General features: G+C 44.5%; 16 protein-coding genes. 5 read left to right on the top strand and 11 right to left on the bottom strand.

Going from position 1 to position 15,579, the window contains the following annotated elements:
• Positions 1-25 precede the first annotated feature (25 nt).
• Positions 26-589, bottom strand: coding sequence for a TetR/AcrR family transcriptional regulator (locus tag AC0MXB_RS01050; protein ID WP_474037602.1), 564 nt, complete (start codon positions 587-589; stop codon positions 26-28).
• A gap of 332 nt (positions 590-921) precedes the next feature.
• Here AC0MXB_RS01050 and AC0MXB_RS01045 point away from each other — a divergent pair, with 332 nt between their 5' ends.
• The 5 genes from AC0MXB_RS01045 to AC0MXB_RS01025 all read left to right on the top strand — a co-directional run bounded on the left by AC0MXB_RS01045 (position 922) and on the right by AC0MXB_RS01025 (position 6,461).
• Positions 922-1,191 (top strand): metal-sensitive transcriptional regulator, encoded by a 270-nt coding sequence (locus AC0MXB_RS01045; RefSeq protein ID WP_474037600.1) that lies wholly within the window; start codon positions 922-924, stop codon positions 1,189-1,191.
• Positions 1,192-1,228: 37 nt separating this feature from the next.
• Positions 1,229-3,445, top strand: a complete 2,217-nt coding sequence (locus AC0MXB_RS01040; protein ID WP_474037599.1) for a heavy metal translocating P-type ATPase — start codon at positions 1,229-1,231, stop codon at positions 3,443-3,445.
• Between the two features lie 94 nt (positions 3,446-3,539).
• Entirely contained in the window at positions 3,540-3,974 is a 435-nt protein-coding gene (locus AC0MXB_RS01035; protein WP_474037597.1) for a DUF2680 domain-containing protein, read from the top strand.
• 118 nt (positions 3,975-4,092) lie between these two features.
• The gene (locus AC0MXB_RS01030; protein WP_474037596.1) at positions 4,093-4,785 is read left to right on the top strand and encodes a response regulator transcription factor; all 693 of its coding nucleotides are present in this window, start codon (positions 4,093-4,095) and stop codon (positions 4,783-4,785) included.
• Positions 4,782-6,461 (top strand): sensor histidine kinase, encoded by a 1,680-nt coding sequence (locus AC0MXB_RS01025; protein WP_474037595.1) that lies wholly within the window; start codon positions 4,782-4,784, stop codon positions 6,459-6,461. The genes AC0MXB_RS01030 and AC0MXB_RS01025 overlap by 4 nt, the downstream gene beginning before the upstream one ends.
• 24 nt (positions 6,462-6,485) lie before the next feature.
• On the opposite strand, the gene AC0MXB_RS01020 is transcribed toward AC0MXB_RS01025, so the two are convergent.
• The 10 genes from AC0MXB_RS01020 to AC0MXB_RS00975 all read right to left on the bottom strand — a co-directional run bounded on the left by AC0MXB_RS01020 (position 6,486) and on the right by AC0MXB_RS00975 (position 15,543).
• Entirely contained in the window at positions 6,486-6,950 is a 465-nt protein-coding gene (locus AC0MXB_RS01020; protein ID WP_474037594.1) for a CRISPR-associated protein Cas4, read from the bottom strand.
• A 14-nt stretch (positions 6,951-6,964) separates the two neighbouring features.
• Positions 6,965-7,195, bottom strand: coding sequence for a hypothetical protein (locus AC0MXB_RS01015; protein WP_474037593.1), 231 nt, complete (start codon positions 7,193-7,195; stop codon positions 6,965-6,967).
• A 19-nt stretch (positions 7,196-7,214) separates the two neighbouring features.
• Positions 7,215-8,216, bottom strand: a complete 1,002-nt coding sequence (locus tag AC0MXB_RS01010; protein ID WP_474037592.1) for a nucleoid-associated protein — start codon at positions 8,214-8,216, stop codon at positions 7,215-7,217.
• A 112-nt stretch (positions 8,217-8,328) separates the two neighbouring features.
• A complete protein-coding gene (gene pckA, locus AC0MXB_RS01005) occupies positions 8,329-9,915 on the bottom strand; it encodes a phosphoenolpyruvate carboxykinase (ATP) (RefSeq protein ID WP_474037591.1) in 1,587 nt (528 codons plus the stop codon).
• A gap of 333 nt (positions 9,916-10,248) precedes the next feature.
• On the bottom strand, positions 10,249-10,788 hold the full coding sequence (locus AC0MXB_RS01000) for a helix-turn-helix domain-containing protein (RefSeq protein WP_474037589.1): 540 nt from the start codon (positions 10,786-10,788) through the stop codon (positions 10,249-10,251).
• A 32-nt stretch (positions 10,789-10,820) separates the two neighbouring features.
• A complete protein-coding gene (locus AC0MXB_RS00995) occupies positions 10,821-11,729 on the bottom strand; it encodes an aminopeptidase (RefSeq protein ID WP_474037587.1) in 909 nt (302 codons plus the stop codon).
• On the bottom strand, positions 11,722-12,687 hold the full coding sequence (locus AC0MXB_RS00990; RefSeq protein WP_474037585.1) for an oligopeptide/dipeptide ABC transporter ATP-binding protein: 966 nt from the start codon (positions 12,685-12,687) through the stop codon (positions 11,722-11,724). Before AC0MXB_RS00990 ends, AC0MXB_RS00995 begins: the two co-directional genes overlap by 8 nt.
• The gene (locus tag AC0MXB_RS00985) at positions 12,665-13,669 is read right to left on the bottom strand and encodes an ABC transporter ATP-binding protein (protein ID WP_474037584.1); all 1,005 of its coding nucleotides are present in this window, start codon (positions 13,667-13,669) and stop codon (positions 12,665-12,667) included. The genes AC0MXB_RS00990 and AC0MXB_RS00985 overlap by 23 nt, the downstream gene beginning before the upstream one ends.
• A gap of 15 nt (positions 13,670-13,684) precedes the next feature.
• Positions 13,685-14,524, bottom strand: coding sequence for an ABC transporter permease subunit (locus AC0MXB_RS00980; protein ID WP_474037583.1), 840 nt, complete (start codon positions 14,522-14,524; stop codon positions 13,685-13,687).
• Positions 14,525-14,526: 2 nt separating this feature from the next.
• Entirely contained in the window at positions 14,527-15,543 is a 1,017-nt protein-coding gene (locus AC0MXB_RS00975) for an ABC transporter permease (RefSeq protein ID WP_474037582.1), read from the bottom strand.
• Between the last annotated feature and the right edge of the window lie 36 nt (positions 15,544-15,579).

Genomic DNA, 15,579 nt, shown 5'->3' with positions numbered 1-15,579 from the left:
TGTTACTCTTCTATTTGTGACGGCTTTATTCTTTCCCGGCGCAAAGGACTCCGTTCATAAGAATATCACCGATACAATCTGTGGCTTCTTTTAGCGATATATTGTGCTCCGTTAAAAAAGGATACTCAATAATTTCCTCCATAGTACCGCGTATCATCCGCTGCAAAATAGGAAGATAGACAGGTCGAAACTCCCCCTGGTCAATGCCTTCTTTAAGCATGGCTTCTAGCGTCATCCATTCTTCATCAAAAAAACGATCAATTTTTTCTTTTTCCTGTGGCATAAACCGCTTAATATCCGAAGCAACGCGCCCTTTGGTGGCCGTACAAACTTGTGGCACAATGAACAGACTTTGCCGCAGTTTTTCAACAAATGATAAATGGGGATTGCTTACAACTTCACGACGGGCACGGCGAATTTCGTTCAGATGTTCATCGACAATCGCACCAATCAGCGCCTCCTTCGAAGCAAAATGTTCATAAAGCGAACGTTTGCTAACACCAAGCTGTCTGGCAAGATCATGCATCGTAAACTTAACACCATGTTGTTCCATTGCCTCTCTGGCTGCTGTCATGATTCTTTGTCGCATTGTCTCCCCCCTTTATGTTAAAAATAAACGCACGGTACTCTATTTGTTTTTTGCGTACCATCCTCTCATAATACACTACTCTTCTTCACCTGTCAATATTTTCTAATTGTCATACAATTCTTATCTAGTAAAACGAAAGGAAGCTTTCCGAGAATCTTTTTCGACAAAATTTTTATAGTTCCTGCTTTACTCCAAAGATGATTTTTAGATACAAACACATACTTAGCTCAAGCAAGGATAAGCTAACCAAAAGCTATTGTGATTACAGCTTATTTATTGTATAATCTTACTATACCCTACCGGGGTATAGTAAGATTAAGGGGCGTTAAACTATGTTAACAGAGTTAGAGAAACAAACGATCAAACCGCGTTTAAAAAAAATAGCTGGTCAAATTAACGGGATTGAAAAAATGGTTGATGAAGGCCGCTACTGCATTGATGTTTTGCAACAGCTTATGGCTGCCAGAGCGGCTCTCAATAAAGTATCGTTGCTGATTCTTGACAGTCATGCCAAAAGTTGCGTTGTAAAAGCAATCCAAGAAGATCATGGTGAGGAAAGCATCAATGAACTCATGACTGTAATAAAACAGTTCACAAAATAAATGTCTCAGTAGATTTTCTTTGAAAGGATGTGGCAACATGCCTGAAATACCAGCAAAAAAAATAGAACTTTCCATTACGGGAATGCACTGCGCCGCCTGTTCTACCCGCATTGAGAAAGTAGTTTCTCGTCTGCCTGGCGTTGCTCAGGCGACAGTCAATCTCGTTGCTGAAAAAGCAACGATCGAATATGATGAAAATCAAATTTCTTTGGAAACCATCCAAGCGAAAATCGAAAAGCTCGGTTTTGGTTCTCATTTGAACCACCCCTCCGCTCCGGTTAAAGAAACGGAAGCAATCCGCCAGCAAGAAGCCCGTAAAGAAACCTTGCGTCTACTCTTTGCAGCTGTTCTCTCTTTCCCCTTACTGTTTGCGATGCTGCTTCACAGTCTTTCGATCGAAAGTACGTTAGGCCATCTTTTAAAAGATCCGTACTTTCAACTCGCCTTAGCAACACCAGTTCAGTTTATTGCTGGTTGGCCCTTCTACCACGGCGCCTTTAGCGCCTTAAGGAGTGGCGGCGCTAACATGGATGTCCTAGTGGCGCTCGGAACTTCAGCCGCCTATTTTTTCAGCTTGGCAAATGTGTTAAACGGCTCGCCTGACCTCTATTTCGAAACATCGGCAATTTTAATTACACTTATATTGGTAGGAAAACGACTCGAAGCGCGCGCGAAAGGGCGTACATCAGAAGCCATTAAAAGTCTGATTAACTTGCAGCCTAAAACAGCGAGACGCCTGAAAGACGGCAAAGAAGAGGAGGTTCCCGTGGAAGTCATCCTTCCCGGCGATCGTCTATTAGTTCGCCCTGGCGAAAAAATCCCGGTTGACGGCAAGATTCTCAAAGGAACCTCTGCCATTGATGAATCCATGCTGACAGGTGAAAGCCTGCCTGTGGACAAAGGCCCTGGCGATTTTGTCACTGGTGCCACTTTAAATAAACTGGGCGCTTTTGAAATAGAAGCTACTAAAGTCGGCAAAGATACTGTTCTGGCCCAAATCGTCCGCATCGTCGAAGAAGCGCAGGGATCAAAAGCGCCGATTCAACGCTTTGCTGACACAATTTCAGCCTATTTTGTACCTGCCATTGTGGCATTATCCTGCCTCACTTTTACCTTATGGTATTTTTGGCTGCTACCAGGAAACTTCACGGAAGCCCTTACTCATTTCACCGCGGTTCTCGTCATAGCTTGTCCCTGTGCCTTAGGGCTCGCTACACCGACATCAATTATGGTCGGCACAGGCAAAGGCGCTGAAAAAGGAATTCTGATCAAAAACGCAGCTACTTTAGAAACGGCTCACAAAATTACCGATCTAATTCTCGATAAAACGGGAACGATTACCGAGGGAAAACCTCGGGTGACTGATCTGATCCCTTATAGTAATCTAACTCCTCAAAAGTTACTTGCGCTAGCAGCAGGCGCCGAAAGGAATTCAGAACACCCGCTCGCAGCAGCGATTGTCGCCTATAGTGAAGAACAACAAACGCCCGCTCTGACTGTCGATACATTCACCGCTCTGCCAGGTCGCGGCATTGAAGCAGTTTTCGCCGAAAAAAAATATTTTGTTGGAAATCGCTTATTATTAACAGAGCGTCAAATTTCCTACGAAACCGCTACAACCGAAATTACCCGGCTTGAATCTTCCGGTAAAACGGTAATGCTGCTTGCTGATGAAACAGAGCTTCTGGGACTCATTGCAGTTGCAGACACGATCAAAGAACATTCCTTGACTGCAATCACGGCTTTAAAACAATTAGGAATTACCTTATGGATGATTACTGGTGATAACGAGCGAACAGCAGCAGCCATTGGTCAGGAAATCGGCATTGAGACTGATCATATTCTAGCCGAAGTACTACCTGAGCATAAGGCCCAGGCAGTGGCCCAGTTAAAGTCAGCAGGAAAAACTGTCGCTATGGTAGGCGACGGCATCAATGACGCTCCGGCCCTGGCTATTGCTGATATCGGTTTTGCCATGGGAACAGGAACTGATGTAGCGATTGAAGCAGCCGATATTACATTAATGAATGGTGATCTTCGCACTTTGCCTGCCGCTATTCGTCTCAGCCAGGGAACGATGCGCAATATTAAACAAAATCTCTTCTGGGCTCTCTTTTATAATCTGCTAGGCATCCCGATAGCGGCTGCTGGCTACTTATCCCCCATACTAGCAGGCGCTGCTATGGCTTGTAGTTCAGTCTCAGTTGTAACAAATGCACTACGGCTAAAAAAGTTTGATCCGTTTAAAACGTAAAGTTCCGATTTTGTTCACACTTTCTCCATACTTTTGCCGTAAAGTTTTTCTATAATAAAAGCAGAAGGAAAATTAAACATAAGGAGTGATTCTCTTGAAAAAATTAACTACCTATGCTTTCGTCGGTCTCTTTGTTCTCGGCATCGCCGGCGCCGCTTTTGCTGCCGCACCGACAGATCAGCCAGGCCCTGGACCGGGAAATTTCATGTGTCCCTTTTTTACGCACCGTGATACTCTGACGGATGAACAAAAACAAGCCTTCACCTCTTTTCATCAAAAAATGATTGAAAATCGCAAAGAACTCATTCAGCAACAAGTAGGTTGGGGCTGGATTACTCAAGCTCAAGCTGATGCTGAAGTACAACGTCTCGATAGTTGGAGCAAACAAGGCTTTGATCCGTCCGCCATGGGACCTGGCATGATGGGCCCTGGCCATCACGGCGGCATGAGAGGACCTGGCATGGGCGGTCACGGCATGATGGACGGCGCTAATTGCGCTCCGGTCGCTCCGCCAGCCTCTAATCAGTAAACACAGCCATTACAAACAGAGATTTCAAAAACGGACCTCTTGGATGACGAGGTCCGTTTTCTTTACGAAAAAAAGTATGCTATGCTAAAAGAAATACATTTTCGGGCGGTGATTTTCCATGCAGCAGCCTACGATTCTTCTCGTTGACGATGAACCGTCGATCCGCGAACTTCTGTCTCTCTACTTTACTAAAGAAGGTTTTACAGTGGCCGAAGCTAGTGACGGCGCTGAAGCATTACTTGTTTTCCAACAGATTCAGCCGCATATTGTAATCTTAGATATTATGATGCCAGTGCTTGACGGTCTGGCTGTCTGTCAACAACTCCGTAAGATTAGCGATACGCCGATTATTCTGCTCACTTCAAAAACAGAAGATGAAGACCGAATTTTAGGTCTCGATATCGGTGCTGATGATTATGTAACCAAGCCTTTTAATCCGCGTGAAATTGTCGCAAGAGTCAAAGCCGTTCTCCGCCGGACAGCAGCACCGCCTCCTACTAGCGGCGAAATTTTAAGCCTACCAAATCTGACCATAAATCTCGCGGAACATAAGGTAACAGCCTTTGATGAAGAAATTGCTTTTGCCAATAAAGAATTGGAACTTTTATGGCATCTTGCCTCCCATCAAGGAAAAGTTTTTTCCCGCGAGCAGCTCTTAGAAATTGTGTGGGACTATACCTATTGCGGCGATACCCGTACCGTAGATACCCATGTAAAACGCATCCGCAAAAAGCTTATGGTCAAAGACAATCTCCCCTGGGATATTAAAACAGTCTGGGGCATTGGCTATAAGTTTGAGGTAAAACAATGAAAATTTCGCTACAACACAAATTAATGGGCGCCTTCATTGCTGCCGTCCTTCTGCTGCTTGTTAGTATCGCCGTTGGTTTACCGCCGTTAATCCGCACTTATTTTATTACAAGCAAAGAACATGAACTAATGACAAAAGGCAAAGAACTTGTTCAAATTGTTAACGACTATTACGATGGACAATTAACACAGCGTCAGCTCTACCTCTTTGTCAACCATATTGACAGTTTTCTGGATTCTCGCGTCTGGATTATTGATAAAGACCTAAAACTCATTACCGTTTCCGAAGAACAAGCGCCTGATACGCCAGCTCCCAACCGCCGTCCGATCCGCGAAAGCCCTATGCATCATTTCATGAACCCTTCCATGCGGCCCGATATGATGGGGCCGATGATGGCGGAGCATCACAACCACCGCGGTCCGCTGAATCAACAGCCGCCATTACCGCCACAAGCGCCAGCGCCGACGCCACAGTTACCGACACAGACAACACCGGAACCTCCCGCTGCCTTTAAATCCACTGACGCCCCTTTGTCACTGTCAGATATCACCGGAATGGACAATATTATCAAGCTGATTCAAGACCATAGCGGTGAAACTTGGTCAGTCTCCTATTATCATCCTTATTATGAAGAAAATATGCTCATGGTAGGCATTCCCCTGATCAAAAGTGACGGAACTGTAAACGGCACTGTCCTGATTCATACGCCCCTTGCGGATATTGATTTTTTCTTAAAGCATATTTATCTTTATTTACTGCTGACAGCCCTCGTGGCCTGCCTGTTAGCTTTACTGTTGGCTAATTTTCTATCGCTACAAATTATTCGTCCGCTCAAAGCCATGCGATCTACTGCCGCAGCCATGGCCGCAGGCAATTATAATTCTAAAATTACCAACCTGCCGCGTGATGAAGTAGGCGATCTAGGAAAATCCTTGAATTCTTTAAGTCAAGCCCTCAGCGCCTCCTTAGATCAACTGGCCAAAATGGACCGAGTCCGCCGTGATTTTGTGGCAAATATCTCTCATGAACTACGCACGCCTTTGACAATTATCCGCGGTTATAATGAAGCGCTCCTTGATGGCACAGTAACAGATCCATCGCTAATCACCCGCTACCAACAACTCATTCGCAGCGAAACGACTCGGCTCGAAAAGTTAATCGCCGAGCTGCTTGATTTAAGTCGCCTGCAATCAGAAGAAATTAGTTGGACACCAGAACCAGTAAATATCGGCGAAGTCGCCGTCAATGTTCTGTTTCTCCTGGAACAACAGGCCGCACAAAAAAATGTCAAACTGATCAGCGCCATCGCCCCAGATTTACCGCTTATTTTAGCAGAAGGAGATCGTTTGACTCAGCTTATTTTGATTCTCTTGGATAATGCCGTAAAATACTCACCGCCAGAAAGCGAAATCTCCCTAGAAGTATTTACCGCAGCCAACACAGTCTGTCTCAAAATATCTGATCAAGGTCACGGGATTGCCCCAGCTGATCTTCCCTACATCTGGGACCGATTTTATAAAGGCGATAAAAGCCGAACCCGCTCAGGTGCTTCCGGCGGCACTGGCTTAGGACTTGCCATTGCGAAAGCCATATTAGACCGTCATGGAGCTACAGCTGAAATCAGCAGTGAAATAGGCCATGGCACCACTTTCACGATTTACTTTCCGAAAAAATAGGCTGTCTCATGGTGAGACAGCCTATCACCTTTTACAGCGCCCTTGATGTGAACAATAGCGACAATAAAAAGTATCACATTTTTTCTCTGGTTTTATTTTTCCTGCCCGAATCGCACCATAACGCTTAACAAGCTGTAGAATTTCCTTTTCTGAATAAAGCTTTACCGTTTCTTTTCTACCATTCGCAAAGTGGATAAAACCATAATCAGCTACAGGCATCTTCTGATTTTTCTTGAGCAGCAAGCGATACACAGACAACTGAATTTTATCAGAAGGATAGACCTTGCAAGAACTGCGGCTTTTATAGTCACCGACGATCAGCTTATTGCGAGAGCGCCATACTACATCGGGCGCACCACATAGCGGCACTGGATCAACGATTTCCATATACCATTCGGTGCGGTACAACACTAGCTTTGCCGCTGACCTATGCCAAAAATACCAGACCGCGAGAAACACGGCACCAATTACTAAACCTAGACCATCCATAAATCAACCTCGTTCTAAGAAATCCCTAGCCCTAGCCAACGGCAAAAACCACGCCATAGCCGAGCTAAAAAACTACTGTTTCTGCCAGTAATACGGTCAGCAAAAGCTTGATGAGCCTGATTGCCGCGGCGGATTTGTTCTTTGGTATATTTATGATCGTCGCCATAACAACAATCATAATAGAGCTGTTGTTCACACTTTCCCATTTTCGCTAATTCCGTAGCCGATAAAAAAGACGGTCTCACAGTCTCCCCCCTTTTCATCCTACTTATTTACAATTTTACCAATGTTTTTAAGGGAAATCGAAATTGTCCCGTCAGGATTATTAATAAACTCAATAAACTCTTTGCTGTCAAAATAATCCACAGGAAAGGACAATTCAATCCCCGTATCTGTCTTAATTTTATGATTGCGTCCTTTTTTTACGGTAAATTCCTTATCAAGTTTTACTTTTTCAGTAATCCCGGCTTCCTGTACTTCCTTTAAATATTCAGCCTGCAACATCGGCGACATGGGAAAAATTTCACGGCTGAGATCGCTCGGGTCAAGATAGTCCGATAGTTCCGTATTTTCCACCATAAAGCTTTTGGCACGAGACACAGCAGCAACAGCGCTTTCACCGTGATTTTCCGCTACTGTTTTTGCAATCGTACTGACAAGTTTAACCGTTTCCTGCGGTGAAATTTTCGTACTGCACTGAAGAACTTGTTCCGACAGCGCTAAGGCCTCCTGTCCGTTCATGGATCGCTTTTTCTCAACTAGTCGAATCGCTAAGGGGTCAACAGAAATCAAAGCATATTCGTCAATTTTCTGCGATAACCCCGGCAAGATAGCGTAATGATGAATAATCTCATTTCTTACTTTACCATCCGCCTGATTCACTTGGTGAGTAAAACCAACGCGGTTATTGCAGAGTAAGATTGCCAAAAACCGCGCATCATCAAGTGCTGCATCGCATACTAATAAATCAGTAGACACAAGGGCGTCAGACTGAGATAAAGCTTTGTAAAGCAGTTCCGCAATATGGCGAGAAAACTCTACAAAATCAAGTTGCTCCGTAAAATAATCCTGTACTTGAATCAAGAAAGAACTTTCCGGATAAAACTCGCCTGGTTGCGCTTGTTGATCCTGACTGGCCCTTTCCAAATGTTTTGTTAAAAATGTAAAAATACTGTCACTGCCCAGATCCAGTTCTTCTTCGGAAAAGACCGTAAGACCTGACTGAAAATCTAAAATATGCAAAATTGCTTTATGAATTGTAATCAAAAAAATCCCCTCTTTTGTTTGCTCTGCCCTGTATAACTCTGCCCTTTATTGTAGCAAGGCCGCGAAAACAAAACAAGGCTTCTTGGCTGCTTGCGCCAAAAAGCCTTGCTTTTTATTTTACGCCATCGATTACGGGACCAGCTTGTAAAACTTCCTCAGGAATCTGATCGCCGAACTTTTCCATATTCCGAATGAAGCGTTTAGCCAATTGCAATGCCGTCATATCATATTCGGCTGGATCTTGCCATGTAGAACGTGGCTGCAATACGGCGTCAGGCACATTCGGGCAAGTCGTCGGTACAAACAGTTGAAATAGAGGATCCTGTCGATACTCAGCCTGTGCAAGAGAACCATCGAGAGCGGCTGTGACCATAGCGCGCGTAAAGGCAAGATTCATGCGTTTGCCTACGCCTGCCGGACCGCCGGACCAACCGGTGTTAATCAGATAGACGTTCGTGTTATGAGCTGTCAGCTTTTCTTTCAAAAGGTTTGCATAAACGAGTGGTGATAGAGGGAGAAACGGTGCGCCAAAGCAAGCGGAAAAAGTTGCTTCAGGCTCAGTTACGCCCTTTTCTGTTCCGGCTAGCTTACTTGTATAGCCTGATAAAAAGTGATACATGGCCTGTTCCGGCGTCAACTTAGCTACAGGCGGTAAAATACCGAAAGCATCAGCCGTCAAGAAAATGACGGTTTTCGGATGGCGTCCCTGCCCAGCCAAAAGAGCATTGGGAATCGCATCAATCGGGTAAGCTGCCCGTGTATTTTCCGTATGAATAGCGCTGTCATAGTCAGCAGTCCGGTTCGTATCATCAATCGCTACATTTTCAAGTACTGTACCGAATTTGATAGCCGACCAGATCTGCGGCTCGCCAGCCTGACTCAAATGAATACACTTGGCATAACAGCCGCCTTCTACATTGAAAATCCCCTGTTCACTCCAGCCATGCTCATCATCGCCGATTAACCGTCGCGCTGGATCAGCGGAAAGAGTTGTCTTTCCTGTACCGCTCAGTCCGAAAAACAGAGCAGTATCGCCCGATTCGCCTACATTTGCCGAACAATGCATCGATAGTATGCCTGCTTTCGGCAGCAAATAATTCATCACAGTGAAAATTGACTTTTTCATCTCGCCTGCATAGCTCGTTCCGCCAATTAAGACAAGTCTGCGTTCAAAATGAATCATAATAAACGTTTCAGAGCGGGTCCCGTCAACTGACGGTATCGCGGCAAATCCCGGTGCGCAAAGAACTGTAAAATCACTGTCAGCCTCTGCAGCAGTTTCTTCGGGACGAATAAAAAGCTGATGGACAAATAAATTCTGCCAAGCGAATTCATTAATAAACCGTACCTTTAGCTGACTTGCTTGTTCGGCCCCAGCTAGTCCGTCAAAAACAAAAATTTCACGATTCTTAAGATAAGCTTCCATCCGCAGATAAAGGGCTTGAAAAGCTTCTTCACTAATGGCCTGATTGCACACCCAGTCTAATTCTGTTGCAACATTTTTGCTTTTCACAACATATTTATCGTAAGGAGAGCGTCCTGTATGTTTGCCTGTAAGAACCCGGAAAGCGCCTGTAGAGGTTAGTGCGCCTTCACCGCGGCTAAGTGCTTCAGTAACAAGTTTTGCTGGTGAAAGATTCCAATGAACTTTTTTTGCTGATACAATAATTCGTTCTTTTTCTTGATGCAGGTTTTCCATAACTCTCCCATCCTTCTAGCTCATTTTATAGTGACTTTACAGTTACTTCATTATAGTCATACGAAAATTCTTATCTTTAGTCTATGCTTTGTGAACAAACAAAAAAACTTGTCTTACTGCTAAAAAAAAGAATTTTGCACATTGTATACATAGGTGCAGTCTAATAAAAATTTAAATCCAACCGACTAATACACCCCTGAATTGAAGCTTAAAGAATGCCGTAAATGTGCGACTTCTAAATAGTATACTATTAATTATATTTTGTCAAATAGTATATACTATTTAATTTAAAAGAAAAACCACGGCACTAGCCATGGTTAAATTAAGCAGACTTTAGAAGCTAGGCGGTGTCATCGCCCAAATCGAAACAGCCGTTACAGTTCCGCAGTTAATAAATCGGTGAGGCATTGCGCTGTCAAGATAAATACTATCCCCTTCCGCCAAAATAAACTCACGACTGCCCCATTTAATTTTCATTGTTCCCTGCAGCATATAACCGCATTCTTCTCCATCATGACAAATCTGCTCTTCAAAATTTTCTTGTCCAGGCTCAATGGTAATCATTAAGAATTCCATTTTTTTCTGCAAACTAGGGCTTAATAGCTCATAAGTAATACTAGAATGAGGCAATATAATTTTTTTTCGCTCCGCTTTTCTCACTATGGGACTTTCCTGTTCATATTCGTCAAAAAAATAGTTAATATGAACAGACAAAGCTTTCGCTACCTTCCACAAAGATCCAACGGACGGCGTCGTCAAATCTCGCTCCATCTGACTGATTAAGCCGCTGCTCAATTCCGCTTTCGCCGCCAACTGTTCAATACTTAATTTTTGTTTTTTTCTTAACTGGCGAATCTTTTTACCAAATTCCATCTATTCACCACACAATACAAAGTTTTCTAAATTTATCTTTTGGTAAAAAACGGTAAAGAAATTAAAGGATCTGTTACGATTTTCGGTTCGCGAATTACCATATCCACATGGCAAGAACAATGATTTTTTCCGATTTGATAACTATCCCCTAAGGCAAAGTGAATCGTTCCGGCTGCTTTTTCATCCACCGATATATTATGGACAATCGCTTTGTGGGCAGGATTAAACCCAAGAGCAAACTCGCCAATCAAATAAATATCGGGTCCCAGCGGACGAATATACTCGGCAAAATCAGGCGACGCCTTGACTAGCTTTCCCGCAGCAAATTCCAGACGCTGCGGCTCCTTAGGAACCCACGAACGCGTAATCGTTCCGTCAACCATCAGCACCCCTTCGAAAGTATCTTCAACGGGACAGGTATAAATTTCACCGTCAGGCATTTGCGACAGTTCATCTTGACGAAACAAACCATTTGCCATAATCCAGCGACGATTTTTCACTGAAAAAGAAATATCAGTACCAATATCTGATGTAATATGAAAAGTGCTCACTTTTTCTAAATCATGCTTAATGTTTTCTAAAAAGCCAGCAAGCTCACGATAATCAGTAATCCCCCAAAAAGAATCTGCTAAATACGACTCTTGCCAATCATAGAGATTCAGAACTAAGCAGTCCGCAGATAGAAGTCTGGCACGTTGCCACTTACAAAGTTCATAGTCTGGCTCAGCGGGATGGGACAACTCGATCGCATGGCTGACGTCATGACGCATTTTTTCGGTAAAGCCTTGCCTAACAGCATCGACTACAATCGTAGGGTAAGGTAGCAGATCTGCAATCTTTTCGGCAAGCTGCTGATTTTTCTGATAATAGACAGCTACAAGACGAACTGGAAAATCACTTTTTTCGATAGAAGCACATAAATTGGCTTGTAATTTATTCAAATTTTTTCATCTCCAAACAAGAAACCCAATGGCCTTGGCGATACTGCTCTAGCTGGGGAATCGTTTGCTGACAGCTCTGGACAGCAAAAGAACAACGTGAAAAATAAGCACAGCCACAATTCCTTTGACGAGCCCCTTGTCGCTGTTCATAGTCAAGGCCTGACTGACTTAGCGGCTTGCCAATCAACGGAACAGCTTGAATCAGTTCCTTGGTATAAGGATGCTGCGGTTCAAGAAGTACTTCGTCGCGCTGGCCAATTTCTACCACCTTGCCAAGATACATGACAGCCACGCGATTCGCTACATATTTCACGACAGATAAATTATGAGAAATAAAAATATAAGTAAGGCCAAGATCTTGCTGCAACTGCAGCAGTAAATTTAAAACCTGCGCCTGAACAGATACATCAAGGGCCGAAGTCGGTTCATCTAATATCAAAATATCCGGTTCGGTAGTCAAAGCTCGGGCAATCGACAGTCGCTGGCGCTGTCCACCGCTAAATTCATGAGGATACCGCGCTAAATGCTCTGCACCTAAACCAACCTTCTGCAGTAAAGAAATTACTTTTACTTCCATCTCACTACGGCTCCATTTACCAAGAACCCGCATGGGCTCTGACAAAATCTGTCTGACTGTAAACCGAGGATTAAAGGATGAATAAGGATCTTGAAAAACAATTTGAATCCGTGAGCGAAGCGGTCTAAGCTCTTTTTCAGACAGTTTTCCCAAGTCGGTCCCTTCGAGTAAGATCTGACCGCTTGTCACTTCCTCCAACCGAATCATTAAGCTAGCCAAAGTACTTTTGCCACAGCCTGATTCTCCGACAATTCCTAAAGTTTCGCCTTTATCTACCTTCAGACTCACACCATCAACCGCACGGACAGTCTGCTTGTGCCCTAAAAAAGATTTTTTCGTAAAATGTTTTTCTACTGCTTCAAGCTCCAGCAGCGCTGCCATAAGTGATCGCCTCCTCTGCATAGTTCCAGCAACTTACCTGATGACTTGCATCAACTTGACGCGAAGCAGGCTTAGCTGTTTGACACAAGGGCTGCGCCTGCTCACACCGAGGGGTGAAGGGACAGCCTGCTAGGGGCGATCTTAGATCAGGCACGCTCCCCGGAATCGCTTGCAGCGCGCCGCGCTCGGTTTGAAAATCAGGAATTGAATGAAGGAGCGCCTTTGTATAAGGATGTTTCGGCGCTTTTAATATAGCGTCTACTGGCCCCACCTCAACAATTTCACCGGCATACATGACTGCTACGCGTTGACATAGCTGGGAAACAACACCTAAATCATGGGAAATAAAAATAGCCGAAGCGCCTGATTCCGCCGCAGCAGCGCGAAAAAGACGTAGGATTTGCGCTTGAATCGTAACATCAAGGGCTGTTGTCGGTTCATCAGCAATAAGTAAGGCTGGCGCGCAAGCCTGGGCCATGGCAATCATTACCCGCTGCCGCATGCCGCCGCTTAATTCGTAAGGATAGCTTTTCAAAATCCGCTCAGGTTCAGGAATTTGTACAGACTGCAACATGAAAGCAGCATGCTTTAATGCTGCTGCTGCGCTCAAAGGCTGGTGAGTGCGCAGCATGTCCGTAAATTGGCGACCGATCGTAAATACTGGATTGAGACTCGTCATAGGCTCCTGAAAGATCATGGCAATCTCTTTGCCGCGCAAATTCCGCATCCCTTCAGGACTATTTTGCGTAATATCCTGTCCTTTGAAATAAATCTTACCTGATTGAATGGCTTTTGACCCGCCAGGCAAAAGTTGCAAAATGGCACTAGCCGTAACCGACTTTCCCGAACCGGACTCCCCTACCAAGCCGAGAATTTCACCTTTTTGCACGGTAAAACTAATGCTATGCAAAATACGCCTTACTTCTTTGCCTACGGGAAGATCAACAACCACATTCCGAAGCTCTAATATCGTTTCTGCCATTGTTACTCTCCCTGTCTAATTTTTGGAACGGGGGTCTAATAAGTCGCGAATCCCATCGCCTAATAGATTAAACCCAACCACCGTAATAAAGATTGCAATGCCGGGAAAAGCCACATACCACCACTGATCCAAGGCATAAATTCTAGCTGTACTGATCATAGCGCCCCATTCCGGCGTAGGCGGCTGCGCCCCCAGTCCAATAAAAGAAAGGGAAGAGGCTGTCAAAATGGCTTCGCCGATGCCAAGGGTAACCTGAATTAAAACAGGCGCCAGACAATTCGGTACAATATGGCGCGATAAAATCCAAAACCGATTTGCGCCAAAAGTTCGCGCCGCCTTCACATAAGGCTGTTCCTTGAGGGACAGTACCTGCCCGCGTACTAAGCGCACATACAGGGGAATTTTCACGATCGCTACAGCTAGCATGGTATTAAATAAGCTAGGTCCCAGCGCAGCAGCCAAAGCCATAGCCAAAACCAGCGAGGGAAACGACAAAATAATATCGGTTACCGTCATGATGACTTGATCGGTTTTACCGCCCTGATAACCAGAAATACTGCCGACAATCGTACCAAACACCGAGGCAATGATGACAATATAAAGACCTACCTGAATGGAAACGCGACAGCCAAAAATTACACGGCTAAAAATATCGCGCCCCACTTCATCCGTGCCAAAAAAATGGCTCAGACTAGGCGGCTGTAATTTATGGATAATATCGATTGCTACAGGATCATAAGGCGCTAAGAGCGGTGCTGCGATCCCCATAAAGGCCATAATAAATACGATGAAGCACCCGATAAAGGTCAGAGGATTACGACGTAAAATTACAAAAGTTTTTACTGCGGCTTCCAAACTTACTCGACCTCCCGGATTTGCGGATCCAGCCAGCGATACACCAGATCAATCAGCAAGTTAATCAATACATACCCTAAAGCAACGATCATTGTAAAACCCATAATGGCCGGAAAGTCGAGAAAAGCAATCGAGTCGACTACATATTTCCCCATACCGGGCCAGGAAAAAATCGTTTCGGTAATAATAGCGCCGCCGAGCAGTTCGCCAAAAATTAAGCCAGCCACCGTAACGGTAGGCAATAAGGCATTCTTTAGGGCATACTGATATATAATTTTTCGTTTGGAGAGACCAAAGGCTGTGGCCGTACGAATATAGTCAAGCGAAAGTACCTGTATCATACTAGAACGAATCTGTCTGGCAATTACCGCAAGCTGAACATAGGCAAGACAACTTGCTGGTAAAACTAAATGTTCGATTGCGCTGGCGACAACAGGAATATTTCCGGCTAACAACCCATCAATGAGATATAATCCCGTGACAGGCGGCGGCGGACTTAAAAAGGTATCCAAACGACCTGATGCCGGAAATAATCCTAACCATTTATAAAAAATAATTAGTACAAGCAGCCCTGACCAGAATAAAGGCATAGAAACGCCGATGAGCGATATAATACGGCTCAAATGATCACCAAAACGGTCTCTGTTAACAGCTGCCATAACGCCAAGTAAAATACCGAAAACCAACGTGAGAATCATACTGACTAAAGTTAATTCCAGGGTCGCCGGAAAAAACTTTCTCAATTCCGAGGCGACGCTTTGCTGCGTGCGAATCGATTTTCCCATATCGCCTCTCACTAAATCAGCTACATAGTGGCCATATTGCACATAAATAGGCTGATCCAAACCAAGTTCGGACCGCATCTTAGTGACCGTTTCCTGACTGGCCTTCTGCCCTGCCAGCATTCGCGCTGGATCACCAGGAATGACGTGAGATATGGCAAAGGTAACCATAGATACGCCCAAAAAGACAACAATCAGGCGAGGAATGCGGTTTATAAAGTATCGCAATAGAAACATGCGTAAGATTCCTCCAAAAGAGCGGTTAGAGGCAAT

The sequence above is a fragment of the Pelorhabdus sp. sgz311001 genome, assembly GCF_055901755.1.
The sequence above is the reverse complement of the archived record's forward strand: the minus strand, read 5'-3'. Positions and strand labels throughout refer to the sequence as shown.

Excerpts from the sequence above, each read along its gene's own strand:
- AC0MXB_RS01020 (WP_474037594.1), bottom strand. The coding sequence starts at position 6,950 with ATGGATGGTCTAGGTTTAGTAATTGGTGCCGTGTTTCTCGCGGTCTGG.
- AC0MXB_RS00975 (WP_474037582.1), bottom strand. The coding sequence starts at position 15,543 with ATGTTTCTATTGCGATACTTTATAAACCGCATTCCTCGCCTGATTGTT.
- AC0MXB_RS01030 (WP_474037596.1), top strand. The coding sequence starts at position 4,093 with ATGCAGCAGCCTACGATTCTTCTCGTTGACGATGAACCGTCGATCCGC.
- AC0MXB_RS01045 (WP_474037600.1), top strand. The coding sequence starts at position 922 with ATGTTAACAGAGTTAGAGAAACAAACGATCAAACCGCGTTTAAAAAAA.
- AC0MXB_RS01000 (WP_474037589.1), bottom strand. The coding sequence starts at position 10,788 with ATGGAATTTGGTAAAAAGATTCGCCAGTTAAGAAAAAAACAAAAATTA.
- AC0MXB_RS00990 (WP_474037585.1), bottom strand. The coding sequence starts at position 12,687 with ATGGCAGCGCTGCTGGAGCTTGAAGCAGTAGAAAAACATTTTACGAAA.
- AC0MXB_RS01050 (WP_474037602.1), bottom strand. The coding sequence starts at position 589 with ATGCGACAAAGAATCATGACAGCAGCCAGAGAGGCAATGGAACAACAT.
- AC0MXB_RS01025 (WP_474037595.1), top strand. The coding sequence starts at position 4,782 with ATGAAAATTTCGCTACAACACAAATTAATGGGCGCCTTCATTGCTGCC.
- pckA (WP_474037591.1), bottom strand. The coding sequence starts at position 9,915 with ATGGAAAACCTGCATCAAGAAAAAGAACGAATTATTGTATCAGCAAAA.
- AC0MXB_RS01040 (WP_474037599.1), top strand. The coding sequence starts at position 1,229 with ATGCCTGAAATACCAGCAAAAAAAATAGAACTTTCCATTACGGGAATG.
- AC0MXB_RS00985 (WP_474037584.1), bottom strand. The coding sequence starts at position 13,669 with ATGGCAGAAACGATATTAGAGCTTCGGAATGTGGTTGTTGATCTTCCC.